19 protein-coding genes and 1 pseudogene are annotated in these 17615 nt (G+C 51.6%); 8 read left to right on the top strand and 12 right to left on the bottom strand.

Annotated elements, in window-relative coordinates; all coding sequences use genetic code 11:
- Positions 1 to 67: 67 nt before the first annotated feature.
- A pseudogene (locus Tanf_RS04195) lies at positions 68 to 1311 on the bottom strand (ISL3 family transposase).
- A gap of 144 nt (positions 1312 to 1455) precedes the next feature.
- Entirely contained in the window at positions 1456 to 1833 is a 378-nt protein-coding gene (locus Tanf_RS04190) for a RidA family protein (RefSeq protein WP_014225182.1), read from the bottom strand.
- 109 nt (positions 1834 to 1942) lie between these two features.
- Between Tanf_RS04190 and Tanf_RS04185 the strand changes: the two genes are divergently transcribed.
- Both Tanf_RS04185 and cbiB read left to right on the top strand, forming a co-directional pair.
- Positions 1943 to 2965, top strand: a complete 1023-nt coding sequence (locus tag Tanf_RS04185) for a threonine-phosphate decarboxylase (RefSeq protein WP_014225181.1) — start codon at positions 1943 to 1945, stop codon at positions 2963 to 2965.
- On the top strand, positions 2941 to 3885 hold the full coding sequence (cbiB, locus tag Tanf_RS04180) for an adenosylcobinamide-phosphate synthase CbiB (protein ID WP_014225180.1): 945 nt from the start codon (positions 2941 to 2943) through the stop codon (positions 3883 to 3885). The genes Tanf_RS04185 and cbiB overlap by 25 nt, the downstream gene beginning before the upstream one ends.
- On the opposite strand, the gene Tanf_RS04175 is transcribed toward cbiB, so the two are convergent.
- Positions 3858 to 5354: a cobyric acid synthase gene (locus tag Tanf_RS04175; RefSeq protein ID WP_046824994.1), complete on the bottom strand. Its 1497-nt coding sequence runs from the start codon at positions 5352 to 5354 to the stop codon at positions 3858 to 3860. The two genes, cbiB and Tanf_RS04175, sit on opposite strands and share 28 nt — an antisense overlap.
- A gap of 26 nt (positions 5355 to 5380) precedes the next feature.
- Between Tanf_RS04175 and Tanf_RS15770 the strand changes: the two genes are divergently transcribed.
- A complete protein-coding gene (locus Tanf_RS15770; RefSeq protein WP_014225178.1) occupies positions 5381 to 5509 on the top strand; it encodes a hypothetical protein in 129 nt (42 codons plus the stop codon).
- A 60-nt stretch (positions 5510 to 5569) separates the two neighbouring features.
- Here the strand turns inward: Tanf_RS15770 and Tanf_RS15245 are convergent, their stop codons facing one another.
- The 7 genes from Tanf_RS15245 to Tanf_RS04150 form a co-directional block, all read right to left on the bottom strand.
- Positions 5570 to 5731, bottom strand: a complete 162-nt coding sequence (locus tag Tanf_RS15245) for a hypothetical protein (RefSeq protein WP_155642431.1) — start codon at positions 5729 to 5731, stop codon at positions 5570 to 5572.
- Positions 5732 to 5871: 140 nt separating this feature from the next.
- The gene (locus tag Tanf_RS04170) at positions 5872 to 6570 is read right to left on the bottom strand and encodes a YjjG family noncanonical pyrimidine nucleotidase (protein WP_014225176.1); all 699 of its coding nucleotides are present in this window, start codon (positions 6568 to 6570) and stop codon (positions 5872 to 5874) included.
- The gene (locus tag Tanf_RS04165; RefSeq protein WP_014225175.1) at positions 6567 to 7436 is read right to left on the bottom strand and encodes a Cbp1 family collagen-binding glycoprotein adhesin; all 870 of its coding nucleotides are present in this window, start codon (positions 7434 to 7436) and stop codon (positions 6567 to 6569) included. The genes Tanf_RS04170 and Tanf_RS04165 overlap by 4 nt, the downstream gene beginning before the upstream one ends.
- 18 nt (positions 7437 to 7454) lie before the next feature.
- A complete protein-coding gene (rsmI, locus tag Tanf_RS04160) occupies positions 7455 to 8156 on the bottom strand; it encodes a 16S rRNA (cytidine(1402)-2'-O)-methyltransferase (RefSeq protein ID WP_014225174.1) in 702 nt (233 codons plus the stop codon).
- A 14-nt stretch (positions 8157 to 8170) separates the two neighbouring features.
- The gene (locus Tanf_RS04155; protein WP_046824993.1) at positions 8171 to 8809 is read right to left on the bottom strand and encodes a DUF8457 domain-containing protein; all 639 of its coding nucleotides are present in this window, start codon (positions 8807 to 8809) and stop codon (positions 8171 to 8173) included.
- Between the two features lie 228 nt (positions 8810 to 9037).
- Positions 9038 to 9160: a hypothetical protein gene (locus tag Tanf_RS15765; protein WP_262509271.1), complete on the bottom strand. Its 123-nt coding sequence runs from the start codon at positions 9158 to 9160 to the stop codon at positions 9038 to 9040.
- 123 nt (positions 9161 to 9283) lie between these two features.
- Positions 9284 to 10708, bottom strand: a complete 1425-nt coding sequence (locus Tanf_RS04150) for an ATP-dependent DNA helicase (protein ID WP_014225171.1) — start codon at positions 10706 to 10708, stop codon at positions 9284 to 9286.
- Between the two features lie 92 nt (positions 10709 to 10800).
- Here Tanf_RS04150 and Tanf_RS04145 point away from each other — a divergent pair, with 92 nt between their 5' ends.
- Genes Tanf_RS04145 through Tanf_RS04135 form a run of 3 tightly spaced genes read left to right on the top strand, consistent with a single transcriptional unit; the run spans position 10801 to position 12851 of the window.
- A complete protein-coding gene (locus tag Tanf_RS04145; RefSeq protein WP_014225170.1) occupies positions 10801 to 11487 on the top strand; it encodes a hypothetical protein in 687 nt (228 codons plus the stop codon).
- A 6-nt stretch (positions 11488 to 11493) separates the two neighbouring features.
- Positions 11494 to 12306 carry a DUF3822 family protein gene (locus Tanf_RS04140; RefSeq protein ID WP_046472586.1) on the top strand — a complete coding sequence of 271 codons (813 nt, stop codon included), beginning with the start codon at positions 11494 to 11496 and terminating at the stop codon, positions 12304 to 12306.
- Positions 12294 to 12851 (top strand): RsmD family RNA methyltransferase, encoded by a 558-nt coding sequence (locus tag Tanf_RS04135; RefSeq protein WP_014225168.1) that lies wholly within the window; start codon positions 12294 to 12296, stop codon positions 12849 to 12851. Before Tanf_RS04140 ends, Tanf_RS04135 begins: the two co-directional genes overlap by 13 nt.
- On the opposite strand, the gene cls is transcribed toward Tanf_RS04135, so the two are convergent.
- Positions 12823 to 14256 (bottom strand): cardiolipin synthase, encoded by a 1434-nt coding sequence (gene cls, locus Tanf_RS04130; RefSeq protein ID WP_014225167.1) that lies wholly within the window; start codon positions 14254 to 14256, stop codon positions 12823 to 12825. The two genes, Tanf_RS04135 and cls, sit on opposite strands and share 29 nt — an antisense overlap.
- A gap of 105 nt (positions 14257 to 14361) precedes the next feature.
- Between cls and surE the strand changes: the two genes are divergently transcribed.
- Together surE and lpxB are read left to right on the top strand one after the other, a co-directional pair.
- Positions 14362 to 15132, top strand: coding sequence for a 5'/3'-nucleotidase SurE (gene surE, locus Tanf_RS04125; protein ID WP_014225166.1), 771 nt, complete (start codon positions 14362 to 14364; stop codon positions 15130 to 15132).
- Between the two features lie 6 nt (positions 15133 to 15138).
- Complete coding sequence (lpxB, locus tag Tanf_RS04120; RefSeq protein WP_014225165.1) at positions 15139 to 16272, top strand: lipid-A-disaccharide synthase; 1134 nt, start codon at positions 15139 to 15141, stop codon at positions 16270 to 16272.
- Between the two features lie 107 nt (positions 16273 to 16379).
- Here lpxB and Tanf_RS04115 read toward each other — a convergent pair whose 3' ends face one another.
- Complete coding sequence (locus Tanf_RS04115; RefSeq protein WP_014225164.1) at positions 16380 to 17582, bottom strand: dicarboxylate/amino acid:cation symporter; 1203 nt, start codon at positions 17580 to 17582, stop codon at positions 16380 to 16382.
- Between the last annotated feature and the right edge of the window lie 33 nt (positions 17583 to 17615).

Genomic DNA, 17615 nt, shown 5'->3' with positions numbered 1-17615 from the left:
CTTCTTTCTTTATTGTGCAAAGTCCCCAAAGAGCCCCTCATTTTTCGAACGATAAAAAAAAGAGGCTCTATGTTGATTTGAGTGGGTAATGGAAATTCCTTCCTCCGTTTATGTAGTATACCATATCCATAAAGTTATTCACATTTGCGTATCCTCTAGCTCTTCTTTTGGCCAATTGTACTTTAGAGTTAAGACTTTCCAATACCCCATTTGTGATAGTTCCCTGCTCAAAGAATGTCTTTATGCCGAACAGATGCCCCTTGAACGTTGCCACCAGTTTTCTGAACGGTTCCAATGCAGAGACTGCTCAGCCATCTCCATCCATTTGAGAAAGTCTTCCCATGCTCCTTGAGATTTGGCAGTGGCGGCATGAAGTATATCAACGAGTCCTTCCTTGAGGCTATAGGCTTTTCCAAGAGATGGGTAGGTGAGCAATATCGTATCAAGCTCTTGCAACCTTCCTTCCGGCAGGTTCTTCCGAAGATGCAGCAGTGTAAACCGATGCCCTTTCAGCAGTTTCTTCTCACCCACTTCTGCCTTGCGCACCTCATCAAGTCTCTTGTTGGTGTCCTGTACTATGTGGAACTTGTCATATACAATATGTGCTTGAGGGAAATACGTCATGCAGCCGGAGGTGAAAGCATTGGACATGTCCATAGCAACCACCTCTATAAGCGAAGGATCTCCATCATGCTCTATGAGCCATTGGGAAAACCTCTTGAATGTATCTGAATCCTTGCCCGGACAGACGAATATCGTCTCTCTGGTGTCAAGGTCAACAAACTGAGTGATGTATGAATGTCCTTTCCTGCGAGAGGTTTCATCCACGCCTATACGCCTCACTCCGCACAAGTTGAGATTACGCTTGCCTTTGCTTATCCAATGACGGAATATGGTCCATATACGCTTGGGATATTCCTTTACTGTCTTAGCAACAGAGTTGACAGGAGTCTCTTCTTCTATAAGAGCCATCGCAAACGCCTCGAAAAGCATCGTAAAGCCCGAGTTATGCCGTGCCCAGGGAACCTGTACCATCTCTATTGAGGAAACATCGGTCTTCAATCGAGGAACACAAGCATGCAAATAGCATGGATGCTCAAAGAAATTCAGATGACGCCACTGCTTGTCAACCGTGTCGTGAGGGGAAAGTAAGGTTCCCTTAGAAGAGATGAACCGGGAGCCGTACTCAAAGTCAATCCAAATATGAAGCTCGCGGATATTGCTCTCATCAAGCAAACGAAACTCACTCTTAACCACTTTCCAGGGAAAAGACAAATTCAAACCAATAGAGAATAACATGTTCGTATCCATGAATGCAATTATACAACTTTTTTCCGAATGCTGATCTATGGGTTACCCACACGATTCAACACAGACCCAAAAAAGAAAAGGCTGACCGCCCGAACAGACATCACGTCGCTCAGAATTTCAGCCTGTCTATCTACTGCTACGCGATTATTTCGCGGCGATCACTTCGACCTCTACCAGTCCGTCCTTCGGCAAGGTCTTGATGGCAACGGCCGAGCGTGCGGGATAGCCGCCTTCGAACTGTGCGGCATACACTTCGTTAACGACTGCAAAGTCGCTCATGTCAGCCAGGAAAACGGTTGTTTTCACAATGTCCGCCATCGTATATCCGGCCTCGGCCAGAATGGCTTTCATGTTCTTGAACAATTGCTGCGCCTGCGCCTTGACGCCTCCTTCCACAAATTCGCCCGTCGACGGGTCTAAGCCTAACTGTCCGGAGACAAACAGCAGATTGCCTGCCTGAACGGCCTGACTATACGGTCCGATGGCCGCAGGCGCCTGATTGGTGTTGATTACTTTTTTCATCTTTCTCTTTTTTGATTAATTTTCGCAAAGGTACGTATTTCGAGACATAACAGTCCTATGCGACAGGCAAAATTTCTTACTTTTGTCCTCTGATTTTTATCGGTCAATTATGCTACACGGACACGGAGACGACATGTATAACTGCCCACAGGCAGTCAAAAGTAATTTTAGTTCAAATATTTTCGGAGCTACAGATTTATCGGGGCTGCGGGAACATCTTACGGCGCGGATGGATCGGCTGTCGAGCTATCCCGAACCGGAGCCTCTTACGCTTGAGGCCAAGTGGGCTTCCGCGCATGGTCTGCATCCCGGTGAGGTGTGTGTGACGAACGGCGCAACCGAGGCAATTTACCTTATTGCGCAGGCCTTTCGGCACGCCCGCAGTTACGTCTGGCAACCGACGTTCAGCGAATATGCCGACGCCTGCCGGATACACGGACACACAGTCAAGGCGATCTTTACCGCCGAGGGTATTGACGACCGGGCAGACCTTGTCTGGTTGTGCAATCCGAACAACCCGACAGGCGAAGCGCATACAAAACATTTACTCTCGAAGCTGATCGAGGCGCATCCGTCGGTTTGTTTCGTCATCGACCAGAGCTACGCCCCCTTTACTTGCGAGCCGCTGTTCACCGCCGCCGAAGCCGCCGCCACGCCACAAGTGATTTTGCTGCATTCGGCCACGAAGCGCTATGCTGTGCCGGGACTACGGTTAGGATGCCTTACCGCCTGCCGGAGGCTGTCCGACCGGATACGCGCACAGCGTATGCCATGGTCGGTCAATGCGCTGGCCATCGAGGCCGGGGAGTATTTTCTGGAGCATACCCCACTGCTGCAACCGTCTATCGAAGAGCTGCTGAGCGAGACGAAGCGCCTGATCGACGCGCTGTCCGTACTGAAGATCGCAGACATCTGGCCTACGGATACCCACTTTTTCCTCGCCCGGCTACGGACCGGGAACGCGCCCGCGCTGAAAAAATACCTGCTCGATACGCACGGTATCTTGATACGCGACGCCTCGAACTTTGAAGGGCTTGACGAGACTTTCATCCGCATCGCGACGCAGACGCCCGAAGATAATGACCGGCTCATTCACGCACTCGACGAATGGCGACAAGCTGCTTTCTCCTGATCCCTCTTATCGCCGGCTGGATGCTCGATAAGGCGTTCGGCGATCCGTTGCGGTTACCGCACCCGATCGTAGGCTTCGGACGACTGATCGCGTGGGGCGAAGGGTCTCTGAACCGCGGGAAGCGTCGTGCGATGAAAGGGGCGTTCCTCGCTGTCGGGCTGATCCTGTCGGCGTATGGTGTCGCATGGTCGATCGTGCACGGTGTGTTCTGCCTGAATGCGTGGGCCGGTATCGCCGTTGCTTCGGTGCTCGTCTTCTATTGTTTGGCAGGCACGACGCTGATTCGCGAAGTACGCGAAGTGTTTCGCGCCTGCGACGGCTCGGTCGAAGAAGGACGACGGCAGGTCGCCCGTATCGTCGGACGCGATACTTCTTCCCTCTCGGCTCAGGAGGTACGTGCCGCGGCGCTGGAAACGTTAGCCGAAAACCTGAGCGACGGCGTTATCGCTCCGTTGTTCTGGTACATGCTGCTCGGCGTGCCGGGAATGGTTGCCTATAAAATGGTCAATACGCTCGATTCGATGATCGGTTACCGAAACGAACGGTACGACTTGTTCGGACGTGTGGCTGCACGTATCGACGATGCGGCCAATTTTATTCCCGCACGACTGACGGCCGCACTGATGATTCTCGTCAGCGGAAGGTTTTCCCTTTTCTCTTTCGTCAAAAAATACGGCCGACAACACTTAAGTCCAAACGCAGGTTATCCCGAGGCGGCGCTGGCGGGAATCCTCGACTGCCGTTTTGGCGGGGCGCACGATTATTTTGGGAAGCGTGTCGAGAAACCGTATATCGGTGCGAACCCGCGCGAACTGACGACGGACGACATGTGCCGCTCGGTCGCCATCGCAAGCCGTGCAGAGATCGTGACCGTCGGGGTGATGGCTGCGGTTTACTCCTCTCTCCTCATGATGGCGTAAATCCGCTCCATATCGACGTGTCGGCGCACGTGAGCGGCAAGCCTGTCGTACTGCTCGTTCTTGAACGTTGCGTGATCGAACGTCGTACGGGCTGCAGCCTTATCGACAAACGGCTCGAGCAGAAAATCGATGGCCGCGGCATTGTCGAGGATCCCGTGGATATACGTCCCCATGCATCGACGACCGGAAAGACATCCGTTATCCCCCGTCTCGGAACGGGTCAGCGGCTCGACCTTGGCCTGAGACTCGGGCGTCGTCTCTCCCATGTGCACTTCGTATCCGCGACATTCGCGATCATCGTCGGTCATGCGGAACACGACCTGTCTCGTCGTCTTCTCTTTCGTGAGCCGGGTCATTACGGGCAGCAGGCCGAGGCCGGGCAATCGTTCGATATCGCCTTCGACATGATCGGGGTCGCACACCTCGAGCCCCATCATCTGATAGCCGCCGCAGATGCCCATCACCGTCGTGCCGTTGCGATGGGCGCGGACAATGGCCTGCGCCACGCCGTTGCGGCGCAGTTCGGAGAGATCGGAAAGCGTATTCTTCGTGCCGGGAAGCAGGATGATATCGGTCTTGCGGAGTTCGTCCGTATTATTCGTATAAAATAAATGTACGCGCGAATCACGTTCGAGCGTGTCGAAATCGGTAAAGTTACTCAGATGCCGCAACAGGACGACGGCCACATTGATCTTTCCTTCTTCGGATTCGCGTTTTTTCGTGCGCAGCACGACGCTGTCTTCCTCTTCGATATGGATATCGTTGAAATAAGGCACAATACCTACGACGGGGATGCCGCACAACTCTTCGATCATTTTCGCACCATCGGCGAAGAGGCTCATATCGCCCCGAAACTTATTGATCAGGATGCCTTTGATACGGCGCCGGTCTTCCTCGCTCTGCAGCATGACGGAGCCGTACACGCTTGCAAACACGCCGCCCCGGTCAATATCGGCCACGAGGATGACGGCCGCATCGGCATACCGGGCCATCGGGAGGTTTACGAGATCGACTTGTCGCAAGTTCAGCTCCGAGATGCTCCCTGCTCCCTCCATCACGATCGGGTTATACTGTGCGGCCAAACGATCGTAGGCCAGGTGTACCTCACGCTCCAGCTCCGCACGTCCTTCTTTGCGGAAGTACGATCGTGCATCCTGATTGCCGGTGGGGCGTCCGTGCAACACGACCTGAGAGGTGCAGTCGCCCGACGGTTTGAGCAGGAGCGGGTTCATATCCGTATGGCACGGTATGCCGGCGGCTTCGGCCTGTACGGCCTGCGCGCGTCCGAGCTCCAGCCCGTCGGCCGTCACGAACGAGTTGAGTGCCATATTCTGTGCTTTAAAAGGAGCCGGACGATATCCGTCCTGCAGGAATATCCGGCAGAAAGCGGCCGCAATCACACTTTTCCCGACATCGCTTCCGGTGCCGGCAAACATCATGGGACGAAGAAGAGGAGACGTTGGTTTCATATCCTTATTTCAGAAAGCAAATGTACATGATAATATCGATTCTCGCATACAAAGAGGGGCGAAAGGATGAAAATAAAAAAGGATTCGTCATCCGGCACATTCCGAATTCAAACCCTTCATCGCTGAATGGCAGCGGAGATATTCCGCTGCGGTAATACTTGAATATATAACAATTTGTCCTCTCTGTACGACGGGCGGGACGAGGACGTTCCCCATCAATTCCCTTCTACCGGCATCAGTTTTTCCTGCAATTTGCGGATCTGGGAATTCAAATGCTGACACATAAATCCATTGCCGGCCAAGCGATACTTATCGGCCTGATATTGTAACATGGCCAATTCACGCAAGTTTTGTTTGTTTACAATCATTTTCATCATTTCTTTTTCTATTAAAATCACGATGCAAAGATACGCATATTTTCCGGAAACATGTTTTACAACATAACAAATCGGCCTATATTTAGCATTATTTAATAAACACATCGTCTGATAAAGTCTTTTTAGTGAACACGGTCGACCTACAAAAGGTCCTGTATTTCAGATAGTGAACATACATTAAATGTGGGTATGAACCCATGTGCCGGCAAACGTTCGGGGTTAAACCAAAGTTGATCGATTTTCGACTGGTAGCTTCCTTCGATATCGGCCTCCCAGCTGTCGCCGATCATGAGCGACTCATGGCGTCGCGAGTTCGTACAGCGGAGGGCATAATCGAAAATCTCCCGATGTGGTTTCTGGATTCCCACGTCTTCCGAGAGGATCAGCCGTTCGAAGTACGGCGCAAGTCCCGAGTTCTCCATCTTTAGTTGTTGTACTTCCCTGAATCCATTGGACACGATGAACATGCGATAAAAAGGGCGCAAGTATTCGAGCAGTTCGATGGCGCCGGGGATGAGGCTCGTTTTTCGGGTGGTACGTTCTAAAAAGTCACGGTTCAGTTTGAGCGTGAAGTCCACATCGTCTATCCCCATCGGTCGAAGCATGTATAGCAGTCGTTCGAGGATCAATGTCCGGCGGTCTATTTCATGATTCCGGTATTGCTCCCAGAGTTTCAGGTTATGAGGCATATAGCGACCAAAGAACATCTCGAAGGAATCATAATGCCGGTCGAATCGATAATCGACATAGATTTCTTCGAGACATTCTTTGTTGTTGTGGTACGTATCCCACAAGGTGTCGTCCAAATCGAAAAACAGGGATTTGTAGCCTGTTCTCATCCTACTTCCACCACCAGATGCTTGCTCAGGCTCCAGAAGACTTGCGGATCGAGGATGTTCAGCACTAAGTTGCCATCGCCGTCTTTCTCTAACTTGTAGGAGCGGTCGGGGTGATTGGAACGCACGGTTGCTTTGCGGGCATACAATTGTATGGACGTTACTTCGCGCGTATCGATCGGGATAAAGTAATCTTCATTGAAGTTTCCCTGCAACGCCTTACTCTTGGAGAAGAGGCCGCCTCCCGTGAGGATCTGCTGCTCTTTGAGTTCTTTTTTCGTGCCGAAGCAGTAGTAGGCTCTGTGCAACTGTTGGTCCTGTTCGGTAATTTTCTGCGATTGTGCAGCTGTGGTTACAGACAGGTTCTCTACGTTTTCGTTCAGGCTCGTCACAAGTTCATCCAATTCCTGAATCCGGATATCCTTCTTGGCCAAGTCTTCCTGCAAGGCAGCGATCATCGTCGCTTTCTGATTCAGTTCGGACGAGAGCCGGTCGATTGTTTTCTGCAAGGCCGATGACTGGATGTTGCTTTTCTTCAGTTTCTCCTGCAATTCGCTCAGTTGCGTCTTATTGTTCTTCAGTGTCTCGGCAATCAGACGCATATTTTGCTTGATCTGCTCTTTTTTGTTCGGATTCATCTCTCCGTCCGACTGCTCGATGGCCAAATAGTTTTCGGCATCCCGAATCGCCTGAATATCGGTCTGGATATCGTTCAACGTCGAGAGCATTTCGTTCAGTTCGGTCGTACTCTGCGCCTTTTCGGCTTTGAGCATCTCGTTTTCACTTTTCAGCTTCTTGTACTCGGCCGAATTCTCCACACACGAAGTCCATATCATTGCACTAATGATAAATAATATAACTTTTTTCATTTTGAGTTGAATAAATAATTATACGTTATGTTCATTTTCTTTGTCCGACGCTCCGGCGCCGGACACTATTATAACAAATTCCCCTTTCGGTTCGTTCACGGAAAAGTAAGAAATCAGTTCTTCGATTGTTCCCCGGCATGTCTCCTCGAAACGTTTCGAGAGTTCGCGCGAAAGGGAAGCCCGCCGTTCTTTTCCGAAGAATTCAGCCAATTGCGTCAATGTTTTAAGAATCCGGTAGGGAGATTCGTAGAGGACGATGCTCCGTTCTTCGGCGGCCAGTGCACGCAGACGCGTCTGTCGTCCTTTCTTCGGCGGCAGGAATCCTTCGAAGCAAAAGCGGTCGGTCGGCAGTCCCGATACCACAAGTGCCGGCACGAAAGCTGTGGCTCCCGGCAGACATTCCACCTCCGCACCTTGACGAATGCATTCGCGCACGAGCAGGAAGCCCGGATCGGAGATGCCCGGTGTGCCCGCATCGGAGATCAACGCGATGTTTTCGCCAGCTATCACCCGTTCGACAATCTCTTTCACCGTCCGGTGTTCGTTGAACTTGTGATGTGACTGTACCCGGTTCCGTATCTCGTAATGTTTGAGTAAGACGCTGCTCGTTCGCGTATCTTCGGCCAGAATCAGGTCGGCCTCTTTGAGAATCCGCACCGCACGAAACGTCATATCTTCGAGGTTTCCGACCGGAGTAGGTACGATATACAATTTGGCCATGTGGTGCGACGCTTTTACAGAAACCGACGCTCCACGAGTTTGAGAAAGTCGATCACCGAATCGTTTTCAAAGTCCCAGTCGGTCACGTTCTTCAAAAGGACGAGCGCTTGTCCGTACGAAGCCGTTTCATTCAACTCGCTGATTACACGATTCATCTGCTGTTCGTCCCCTCCGAACAGTTCGCGACAGAAACGGAACCGGTCGTTCAGTGTAAAAGCCTTGCGCAGATCGGTCAGTTTAGCCTTTTCCATCTTGTCGTTCAATGATGTTTCCGCCTTTTCGCGGAAAGAAGAAGACGCTACCGGAGGGGCTGTGTTACGGCTTACCGGAACGGGTGGGACAGACGGGGCAGATGATCGTTCGTCGGTGGCAAGTATCGGAGGATGAATCGCCTCCATGAGACCGACTGCCGTTCGTCTTACCGGTCGATCGACCGATGAGATCTGCGCCTGATGTTCCCGTATCTTTTGATCAAACAGTTCGATCTGCCCCATCTCCATCGCATGGAGACGGTCCTGTATCTTATATATCAAATCAAAAGACTCGCTAAAAAAAGAAACCGGATAGATTTCCGTCTCGTGCATCTGTTCGGTCAGTTCGACTAACTTCCGGATATGGCTTGTCAGTTGAGTCAATTGTTCTTTATCAGTCATAAGTCCATCCTCTTTGGGGAAGAAAATGCAAAAGTAAATATTATCCTTATTATATCATCCCCAAAACAAAATTAATTCACGTTTTGTTCGCCCCTATATTCTTAAACCATCAAACAAAAAACAATTTAATTCAGGCTTTCAGCCCTCTGCCGAGAGGGTACCTTTTTTCCCTACGCTTCCCTTCGCTACCCATCGGGCTGAATTAACACACCCTTTCAGGGCTGTTTTTTAATCGTTAATTGTCATTCCGAGTACATGATTCGGCGTATAACACGCATAACCATTACCCGAAAGGGCTGCAAGCCCGATATATTTCAGCCCCATCCCGTAGGGTGGGGGATCCATGCCCATACTTTGGTTAGAGGGCTGTAAGCCTGACATAATCGTTAGCGGTCAGTATTCAGCTGTCAGCCAACAACTAAACAACTAAACAACTAAACACCTCAACGCCCGCAAAGGCATAACCATTGACAATTATTCCCCCTCTTCTTCAAATTCTTTAGGGAGGTTGACTATATACAGCCGATGGGTGGCGCGGGTGAAGGCGGTATAGAGCCACCGGTAGAAATCTTCGCCCAGCATCTCTTTCGTCATATAGCCGATATCCAGAAAAACATTCCGCCACTGTCCTCCCTGCGCCTTATGACAGGTGACGGCATACGCATATTTTACCTGCACGGCATTATAGTAGGGGTCGACTTTCAGCTTCTTCATCTTCGCCGCTTTCGTGGGCTCGTCGGCATAATCTTCCAGTACACTGTAAAAGAGCCGATCGTATTGTTCTTTCGGCAGTGCCGGCGCGTCGGTTTGCAGGGTGTCGAGCAAGATACGCAGTTCGATCTCCAGATCGTAGTCCTGAAACCGTACCCACACATCGCAAAAGCGGAAGCCGTACATGTCGAGCGTACGGCGGACGCGCAACACCTCGACCATCTCGCCGTTGGCAATAAAATCCATCATTTTGCAGGACGACGTCCAGAAGTAATTATTTCGTACCACCATCAGCCGGTCACCGGACGAGATTTCCTCTTCCCTGTACAGAATCCGGTTTCTTATGCCATTATTATAAAGTGTCGCCCGTTTGTTCGATCGACAGATCACGATCGTCTCATCTGCCCCGTCACGGCTGTAAGCCGATGCAATCTCTTCGATCAGCTCTTCGCCGCCCACCTTGCGAAGATCCTCGAACCCATCGATTCGAAGAACGGGATACCGGTCGATCTGCTTCCGGCGCAGGCAGTCACGGATCAGCGTCGCATTGTAAAGAATACCGGAATCTTTATCCTGGCGTACGACCTGCGTAAGTGAGCACTCCTGCACGTGCAACGAATACCCTTTGAGGCAGTCAGGATTCATGGCCGGACTTTCACTTTGCAAGACGGGCGGAAGCTGTGCGCCATCGCCGAGCAGAATCAGCTTGCAACCCTTGCCGTTGTAGACATAACGAATCAGGTCATCGAGCAGCCGCCCGCTGCCGAACGAAGCCATGCCGGCATCATCGTTCGAGATCATGGATGCCTCGTCGATAATAAACAATGTATCTTGATGCAGGTTGGGTGCTAATGAGAATCCGGTAAACTCGTTCGAGAACGTTTTCTGTCGATAGATTTTCCGGTGGATTGTCAATGCATTGCGTCCCGCATATTCCGAAAACACCTTCGCCGCCCGTCCGGTAGGTGCCAGCAAAACGACTGACCGCCTCAACGCCGTCAGCGCCTTGACCGTGGCTCCGAGCAGCGACGTCTTTCCGGTTCCGGCATATCCCTTCAGCAGAAACACATCGTCAGATACCGGAGAAGAGAGGAAATGCGAGAGCCTATCGATCGCCCTACGCTGCTCATCTGTGGGTTCGTAAGGAAAAACGTTACGAATCTGTTGAAAAATAAACCGATGAATCATGGATATGAAATTATTTTCGCGATAAAGTTACAGCTTTAAATAATCTTCTTTATATTTGCAGCAACGAAATCATAAAAAAACGAATATACGACATGAAAATTACACTGAAAGTATTATTGGTTGTGGCGGCTTTGCTGCTGGTTTACATGTGCTACAGAAGCGTGATGGGCCCGATTGAGTTTGATCTTGAACATAAAGCCCGCGAAACGGCTATCCAGCATCGGCTGATCGATATCCGTAAGGCGCAGATCGAGTACAAGAACAGACATGGAGTACATGCTGCAAATTTTGAAGAATTAGGAAAATTCTTGAAAGAAGAAAAATTGCCGTTTGTCGTGAAAGAAGGTGTTTTGTCTGACGATCAATTGGAGGCAGGGCTAACGGAAAAGAAAGCCGTGGCGATCATTGAGAGAGCTCGCAAAACCGGGAAGAACGATGAGGTGATTAAAAACGGGCTGGAGAACTTCAGACGCGATACGATGTGGGTATTGGCCAAAGATACCTTGTTCGGACCTAATTATAATGTAGACTCACTCGCTTTCGTTCCGGTGGCAGGAGTCAATACCCGGTTCGAAATGGATACGGCAACGCTCTCTTCGTCGTCGGGATATACGGTGAAAGTGTTCGAATGTCGTGTACCTTACGACGGTTACCTGAGCGATTTGAACAGCCGGCAGCTTGCCAATCTGAAAGACAGGATGCGCAAGATGAAACGGTATGAAGGGCTCAAGGTGGGCTCGATTACGGAGATCAACAACAACGCCGGTAACTGGGAGTAAGGCGGTATGAACTTTCGTGTTTCTGGCACGTTAACGGCTCATAATTCGGAAAAATACAGAATGTCTATTCGGCTATCGCCGGGTGGACTTTCTTTTGTTGGGCATATCCCTTTGCAACCGAAGAGTTTCTTCTACCGGTCGGTCGAGTTAGACCGCTCCCGACCATACGCACATGCGTTACAAGAGGTCTCTTCCGAGCATCCGTTTTTTTCTTATTCGTATAAGGAGCTATCGGTCGTAAGTACGGGAGATCCCTACACGCTCGTACCCGAAGCAGTCTTTGCAGAAGACCGGACACAGCAATTGATGGCGTTTACGTTCTCCTCACCCGGCGAGAAGGCACTCTTTCAGCCTCTGAAAGAGCTCGAAGCCGTATTGCTGTTCGGAGTTGATCCCGAAATACATACGCTCTTTCTGCAGTTGCAGCCCCGGGCGACGTTCGTACATGGTATCGCTCCGCTCCTGCTCCACTGGCAGAAACAAAGCCGAACCGCTTATCCGAAACAGTTGTATGCCGTGCTGCAGGAAGACAGGATGGACGCAGCATGCTTCGATAAGGGGGCCTTACGATTTGTTAACGGATTTCGTATCGACGACCGTACGGATATCTTGTACTATTTGCTTTATATCTGGAAGCAGTTGGATTTGAATCCGATTGACGATCAGCTCTTTCTTTCGGCTGCACCGGCGTTTTTTCCCGACATACGCGATACGCTACGGAATTACCTGATGCAGGTTGAACCGATGAATCTACCGGCCGCCCCTTCCGATGCACCAATGCTGGCCGATGTAATTGCGTTGATGGGATGCGAATCATAAGAGGCATCTACGGGCGTCGCCGGTTTCAGGTACCCTCGTCGTTCAACGCCCGTCCGACGACCGATTTTGCCAAAGAAAATCTGTTTAACGTACTCGAAAACTTGGTCGACTGGGAAGGGATGACAGCCCTCGATCTGTTTGCCGGCACGGGGAGCATCTCGTTCGAATTGTTGTCGAGAGGTTGTGGACGTGTGACGGCCGTCGAAGCGAACCGCGCGCATGCGGCATTTATCGCCAAGATCGCCGGTGAACTCAAGACCGACGCCCTCGAACTGATTCGCGGCGACGTGTTCCGATATCTGCCTTCGGCGCCGAAACAGACCTTTGACTTCATCTTTGCCGATCCGCCGTATGCTTTACCGGAATTATCAAAGTTGCCGGAGCTTGTAACGAACGGCTATCTCCTTTCCGAAGGCGGTATCTTCGTGCTGGAGCATCCCAAAACGTTCGATTTTTCAGCACATCCTTGCTTCAGCCGGCAGCGTGTTTACGGCTCCGTACATTTCTCCTTCTTCATCAGAGAAGAGGCGAGAACAGACGCATAAACGATTCGATCAGTCGTTTGGTCAGCGGACGGTTCAGCCATTGAACGGGATAAACCGTCTCGCAGTTTTTCAGATCATCCATAAACATTTGTTTCATCTCCAGCGCAAAAGGATGATGATAGACGAAAGCATTGACCTCAAAATTGTGTTCGAAGCTGCGAAAATCGAAGTTGGCTGAGCCGATACACGCCAGCTCGTCGTCGACCAAAAGCAGTTTGGAGTGAAGGAAGCCTGCTTTATAAAAATAAACCTTGACACCGGCCCGAAGCATATCGTCTAAGAACGAATGAGTCGCCAGATGTGCGCTCCGCGTATCGGAACGTTCGGGCAGCATCAACCGTACGTCGATGCCTCCCAGCGCAGCTGTCTGGAGCGCCTGATTCATGCTTTCGGTAGGCAGGAAGTAAGGCGTCTGGATATAGAGGTACTTTTTGGCATTTGTGATGCAGAAGATAACCGCCTGAAGCAAGGTACGCCATGGGCCGGTGGGGCCACTGGCAATGATCTGCAGGATATTATCGCCGAAGATGGCTTCGCCGGGATAGTAGTCTTCACCTTTGATCAGTTGCTTGCCGGCCACATACCAGTCGATCAGAAACGCCGATTGCAGGCCGTGAACCCCTTTCCCTTCGATCCGGAAATGCGTGTCGCGCCATACGCCCCACGACACCCCCTTGATGTATCGATCGGCAATATTCATCCCGCCGATAAAACCGATCTTGCCGTCGATCACGGCAATCTTTCGATGATTCCGGTAGTTGACCTTGCTCGTAAGCACAGGGAAAGCGACCCGCAGGAACGAATACACCTCGATACCCGCTGCTTTCATCTCCCGAAAGAACTTCTCCTTCACATTCCAGCTCCCCACATCGTCATACAGCACACGCACTTGCACGCCTTCACGCGCTTTGGTTATGAGCAGGCTCTTCACCTGCCTCCCGATTTCGTCATCGGCAATGATATAATATTGCATATGGATATGATGACGAGCCTGTCGCAACGCCTCCATAAACGCGGCGAACTTAGCGGCTCCGTTCGTATAGGTGGTAATGGAACTGCCATAGAGCAGCGGGTTGTGACCGTCACGATTCAGCAATTTCACCAAAGGCCGGTAAGCCGTCAAAACGAGACATTTATCCTGCTCCGGGACCCCGGAGTGCAGGGGCTTCATGATACGTTTGTAAGTACGCCTCGAGATGATGCGTTGTCGACGGTTATCCTGTCCGAAGAAGAAATAAAAGACAAGCCCGATGCCCGGCAATGTCAGCAGGACGATCACCCATGAAATCGTTTTCAGCGGATTTCGGTTTTCCAGCAGAATGACAAGCACCAATCCCAAAACGGAGATGGCGTACAATACGAACAGCGTCAGGCCGACGACGGTATGTAACGATATATCGAGCATGGAACATTCGGTTGAGGGCATAAAGATAGGCTTATGGAGCGTGAAATGCAAATTTGGGGATGATTTAACAATTCCGTATTTTTGCGGGCGACAAAAAAGAAGAGCATGAAGAAACAAGCATTGATTTTAGTTACAAACGACGATGGCATCGAAGCGCAGGGCATTCGCGCCCTGGCCGACGGCTTGCACGAGCTGGGCGACGTGGTCGTCATGGCGCCTGACGGACCGCGATCGGGCATGTCGACAGCCATCACGACAAACGTGTCCATATCCTATACCTGTATCGAACGTGCCGAAGGACTGACGGTTTACCGTTGTACAGGCACGCCGACTGACTGTGTCAAACTGTATCTGAACGAGGTAGCCGATCGTAAGCCCGACCTCGTCGTGTCAGGGATTAACCACGGCGGCAATCAAGCCATCAGCGTGCATTACTCCGGAACGATGGGGGCTGTTGTCGAAGGTTGTGCGCTCGACATCCCTTCCATGGGTGTCTCGCTGTATCAATACAAGCCGGAGGCTGATTTCTCCGAGTCGGTACGTCTGGCACAGCAACTTGCGAAAGAGGTGCTGCGACGGGGATTGCCGCACGGTACCTATCTGAACCTGAACGTGCCGAACAGGGCGAAAGTCAAAGGCATGGCCATTTGCAGACAGGCCGACGGACGATGGATCAAGGAATACCGGCAGACCTACGATGAGAACGGGGAACCCCAATTCTGGCTCACCGGTGAGTTTCTGAACTACGAACCGATTTTTCCGGACAACGATACACGAATGCTCGATGCAGGATACGCCTCACTCGTTCCCTGCAAACTCGATGTGACCGATTACGCTTTTATGGAAACATTAAAAGATTGGCAAATCGACGATTAGTCTCCGATGAAATACTATCTTATTGCCGGTGAAGCCTCGGGCGATCTGCATGCCTCGAACCTGATGACCGCGCTGAAAGCGGAAGATCCGCATGCGGAGTTCCGTTTTTTCGGAGGCGACCTGATGCAGGCTGCCGGTGGTACGCTCGTCAAGCATTACCGCGAGATGGCGTATATGGGAGTGATCCCCGTCGTGCTGCACACCCGTACCATTCTGCGCAACATGCGCCTTTGCCGAAACGATATCCGCGCATATCGCCCCGACGTGGTACTGCTCGTCGATTATCCGGGGTTCAACCTGAAAATCGCCCGGTTTGTCAAAACCACATTACGAATCCCTGTCTATTACTATATCTCACCGAAGATATGGGCATGGAAGAAATACCGCATTCAATCGTTCCGTCGCTATGTGGACCGTATGTTCTGCATCCTGCCTTTCGAGGTCGACTTCTTCAAGTCGCTCGACTATCCGGTCGATTATGTCGGTAATCCTTCGGTCGATGCCGTTGCCGCATTCCGGGAAGCACAGCGTGACCAGCCCGATACGTTCCGGCATGACCACGGCCTGACGGATCAACCCGTTCTGGCACTGCTCGCCGGCAGTCGCCGCCACGAAATCCGTCAAAATCTTCCGGTGATGCTCGATGTGGCTGCACGAATTCCCGATCTTCAAGCCGTTGTGGCAGGCGCTCCCGGACTGACCGCCGACGATTACCGGGATTGCCTCTGCGGGAGAGCGATGCCAAAGATCCTCTACGGACAAACGTACAACCTGCTCTCGCACGCAAGTGTCGCATTGGTCACGTCGGGTACGGCAACCCTCGAAGCCGCCCTGTTCCGTGTACCGCAAGTAGTATGCTATCACGTCTCGGGCGGACGGCTCGTCAATTTCGTGTTCGAACGTTTTTTTCACGTGCCCTACATCTCACTCGTCAACCTGATTGCCGGATGCGAAGTTGTGTCTGAACTTTTTGGGGCAAAGTTCTCGCCCGAACGCATCCATGCCGAACTGAAGCGCATTGTTGAAGACTCGGAAGATCGCACCCGTATGTTGGAAGGCTACGACCACGTGATCGCCGCTCTCGGTCAACCCGGCGCCTCACAGAAGGCCGCCCGCCTGATGGTCGAGGGCATGAGTTAATTTAATTGTCAATGGTTAATTGTCATTCAGCAGTCAGCGGTCAGCATTCAGCCATCGGATACGTGTAGAGGCGAACATCTCAACAATCAAACAACTCAACAAATGATTTACCCCTGCTCACGGTCGTTCATTTCCAGCCCTTCGGCAGCAGGCGCGATACGGTCTACCACCACGGCGATGGCTCCGTCGCCGGTCACGTTACACGCCGTGCCGAAGCTGTCCATGGCGATATACAGCGCGATCATCAACGCCTGTAACGTCTCGTTGAATCCGAGCATGGTCTGAAGTGGACCGAGCGCAGCCATGATGGCTCCGCCGGGTACGCCAGGAGCAGCCACCATCGTGATGCCAAGCATCAGAATAAAACCGCCAAACTGAGCGAGGGTGACCGGTTCGCCGGACATCATCAGGATGGCCATGGCGCAGGCGACAATCTTCATCGTACTGCCCGACAGATGAATCGTTGCACAAAGTGGCACGGTGAATACAGCCACATTTTCGCGCACGCCATTCTTGATCACCTGCCTGAGCGTAACGGGGATTGTCGCGGCCGACGACTGTGTGCCGAGCGCCGTGGCATAAGCGGGCAACATATTCATCAGCAGCCGTAACGGATTACGACGGCCAATCCATCCCGCAATCGCAAACTGCACCAGAAGCAAAAGGATATGGAGCACAAAAATGACAAGAATCACTTTCAGAAACATGGTCATGATACCGGTCACCTGTCCGCTCACCGTAATATTCAGAAAAATACCGAAGATATGGAGCGGAAGCAGCGGGACAATGACCGATTCGATGAGGCGCGCAATGATGTCGCGGAAGTTGATGAAGACGCGGTGCAGCGCATCGCCCGACATCACGGTCAGCCCCAACCCGATGACGAACGAGAGAAGGAGCGCCGTCATAATGTCCATGAGCGGAGGCATGGCAACGATAAAATAAGGAGTGAGCATCAGGGTTTCGGGATTCTCCATAACCGTCAGCTGGGTGTCGGGAGCCAGGAGCATCGGAAAAACGGCCGATGCGCTGAAATAGGTGAAGAAGCCGGAAAAAATCGTCGACCCGTAAGCAATAAGTGCGGTGACGAGCAGCAACCGCCCCGCTCCTTTCCCGATCTCGCCGATAGCCGGCGCTACAAGCCCGAGAATAATCAGCGGAATAGAAAATGACAGGAAATTACCGAAAAGGCCATTGAACGTGACAAAGAGACGAACCATGCCGGCAGGCATCACCTGCCCCAACACGATACCGCTCGCAATGGCAATAGCCACCCAGCCTAACAGGGATATGTGAAATTTCTTTTTCATGATTCAAGTCGGTTGTTACTGTGGCAAACGTAG

Source organism: Tannerella forsythia (genome assembly GCF_001006485.1).
GTDB lineage: Bacteria > Bacteroidota > Bacteroidia > Bacteroidales > Tannerellaceae > Tannerella > Tannerella forsythia.
The sequence above is the reverse complement of the archived record's forward strand: the minus strand, read 5'-3'. Positions and strand labels throughout refer to the sequence as shown.

Bases quoted from the DNA above. Each gene is read 5' to 3' on its own strand.
- Tanf_RS04165 (WP_014225175.1), bottom strand. From the start codon at position 7,436: ATGAAAAAAGTTATATTATTTATCATTAGTGCAATGATATGGACTTCG.
- Tanf_RS04175 (WP_046824994.1), bottom strand. From the start codon at position 5,354: ATGAAACCAACGTCTCCTCTTCTTCGTCCCATGATGTTTGCCGGCACC.
- surE (WP_014225166.1), top strand. From the start codon at position 14,362: ATGAAGAAACAAGCATTGATTTTAGTTACAAACGACGATGGCATCGAA.
- Tanf_RS15765 (WP_262509271.1), bottom strand. From the start codon at position 9,160: ATGGGCATGGATCCCCCACCCTACGGGATGGGGCTGAAATATATCGGG.
- Tanf_RS04150 (WP_014225171.1), bottom strand. From the start codon at position 10,708: ATGATTCATCGGTTTATTTTTCAACAGATTCGTAACGTTTTTCCTTAC.
- Tanf_RS04140 (WP_046472586.1), top strand. From the start codon at position 11,494: ATGAACTTTCGTGTTTCTGGCACGTTAACGGCTCATAATTCGGAAAAA.
- cbiB (WP_014225180.1), top strand. From the start codon at position 2,941: ATGGCGACAAGCTGCTTTCTCCTGATCCCTCTTATCGCCGGCTGGATG.
- lpxB (WP_014225165.1), top strand. From the start codon at position 15,139: ATGAAATACTATCTTATTGCCGGTGAAGCCTCGGGCGATCTGCATGCC.
- rsmI (WP_014225174.1), bottom strand. From the start codon at position 8,156: ATGGCCAAATTGTATATCGTACCTACTCCGGTCGGAAACCTCGAAGAT.
- Tanf_RS04185 (WP_014225181.1), top strand. From the start codon at position 1,943: ATGCTACACGGACACGGAGACGACATGTATAACTGCCCACAGGCAGTC.
- Tanf_RS15770 (WP_014225178.1), top strand. From the start codon at position 5,381: ATGATAATATCGATTCTCGCATACAAAGAGGGGCGAAAGGATGAAAAT.
- Tanf_RS04145 (WP_014225170.1), top strand. From the start codon at position 10,801: ATGAAAATTACACTGAAAGTATTATTGGTTGTGGCGGCTTTGCTGCTG.
- Tanf_RS04155 (WP_046824993.1), bottom strand. From the start codon at position 8,809: ATGACTGATAAAGAACAATTGACTCAACTGACAAGCCATATCCGGAAG.
- Tanf_RS04135 (WP_014225168.1), top strand. From the start codon at position 12,294: ATGCGAATCATAAGAGGCATCTACGGGCGTCGCCGGTTTCAGGTACCC.
- Tanf_RS04170 (WP_014225176.1), bottom strand. From the start codon at position 6,570: ATGAGAACAGGCTACAAATCCCTGTTTTTCGATTTGGACGACACCTTG.
- Tanf_RS04190 (WP_014225182.1), bottom strand. From the start codon at position 1,833: ATGAAAAAAGTAATCAACACCAATCAGGCGCCTGCGGCCATCGGACCG.
- Tanf_RS04115 (WP_014225164.1), bottom strand. From the start codon at position 17,582: ATGAAAAAGAAATTTCACATATCCCTGTTAGGCTGGGTGGCTATTGCC.
- cls (WP_014225167.1), bottom strand. From the start codon at position 14,256: ATGCTCGATATATCGTTACATACCGTCGTCGGCCTGACGCTGTTCGTA.
- Tanf_RS15245 (WP_155642431.1), bottom strand. From the start codon at position 5,731: ATGATGAAAATGATTGTAAACAAACAAAACTTGCGTGAATTGGCCATG.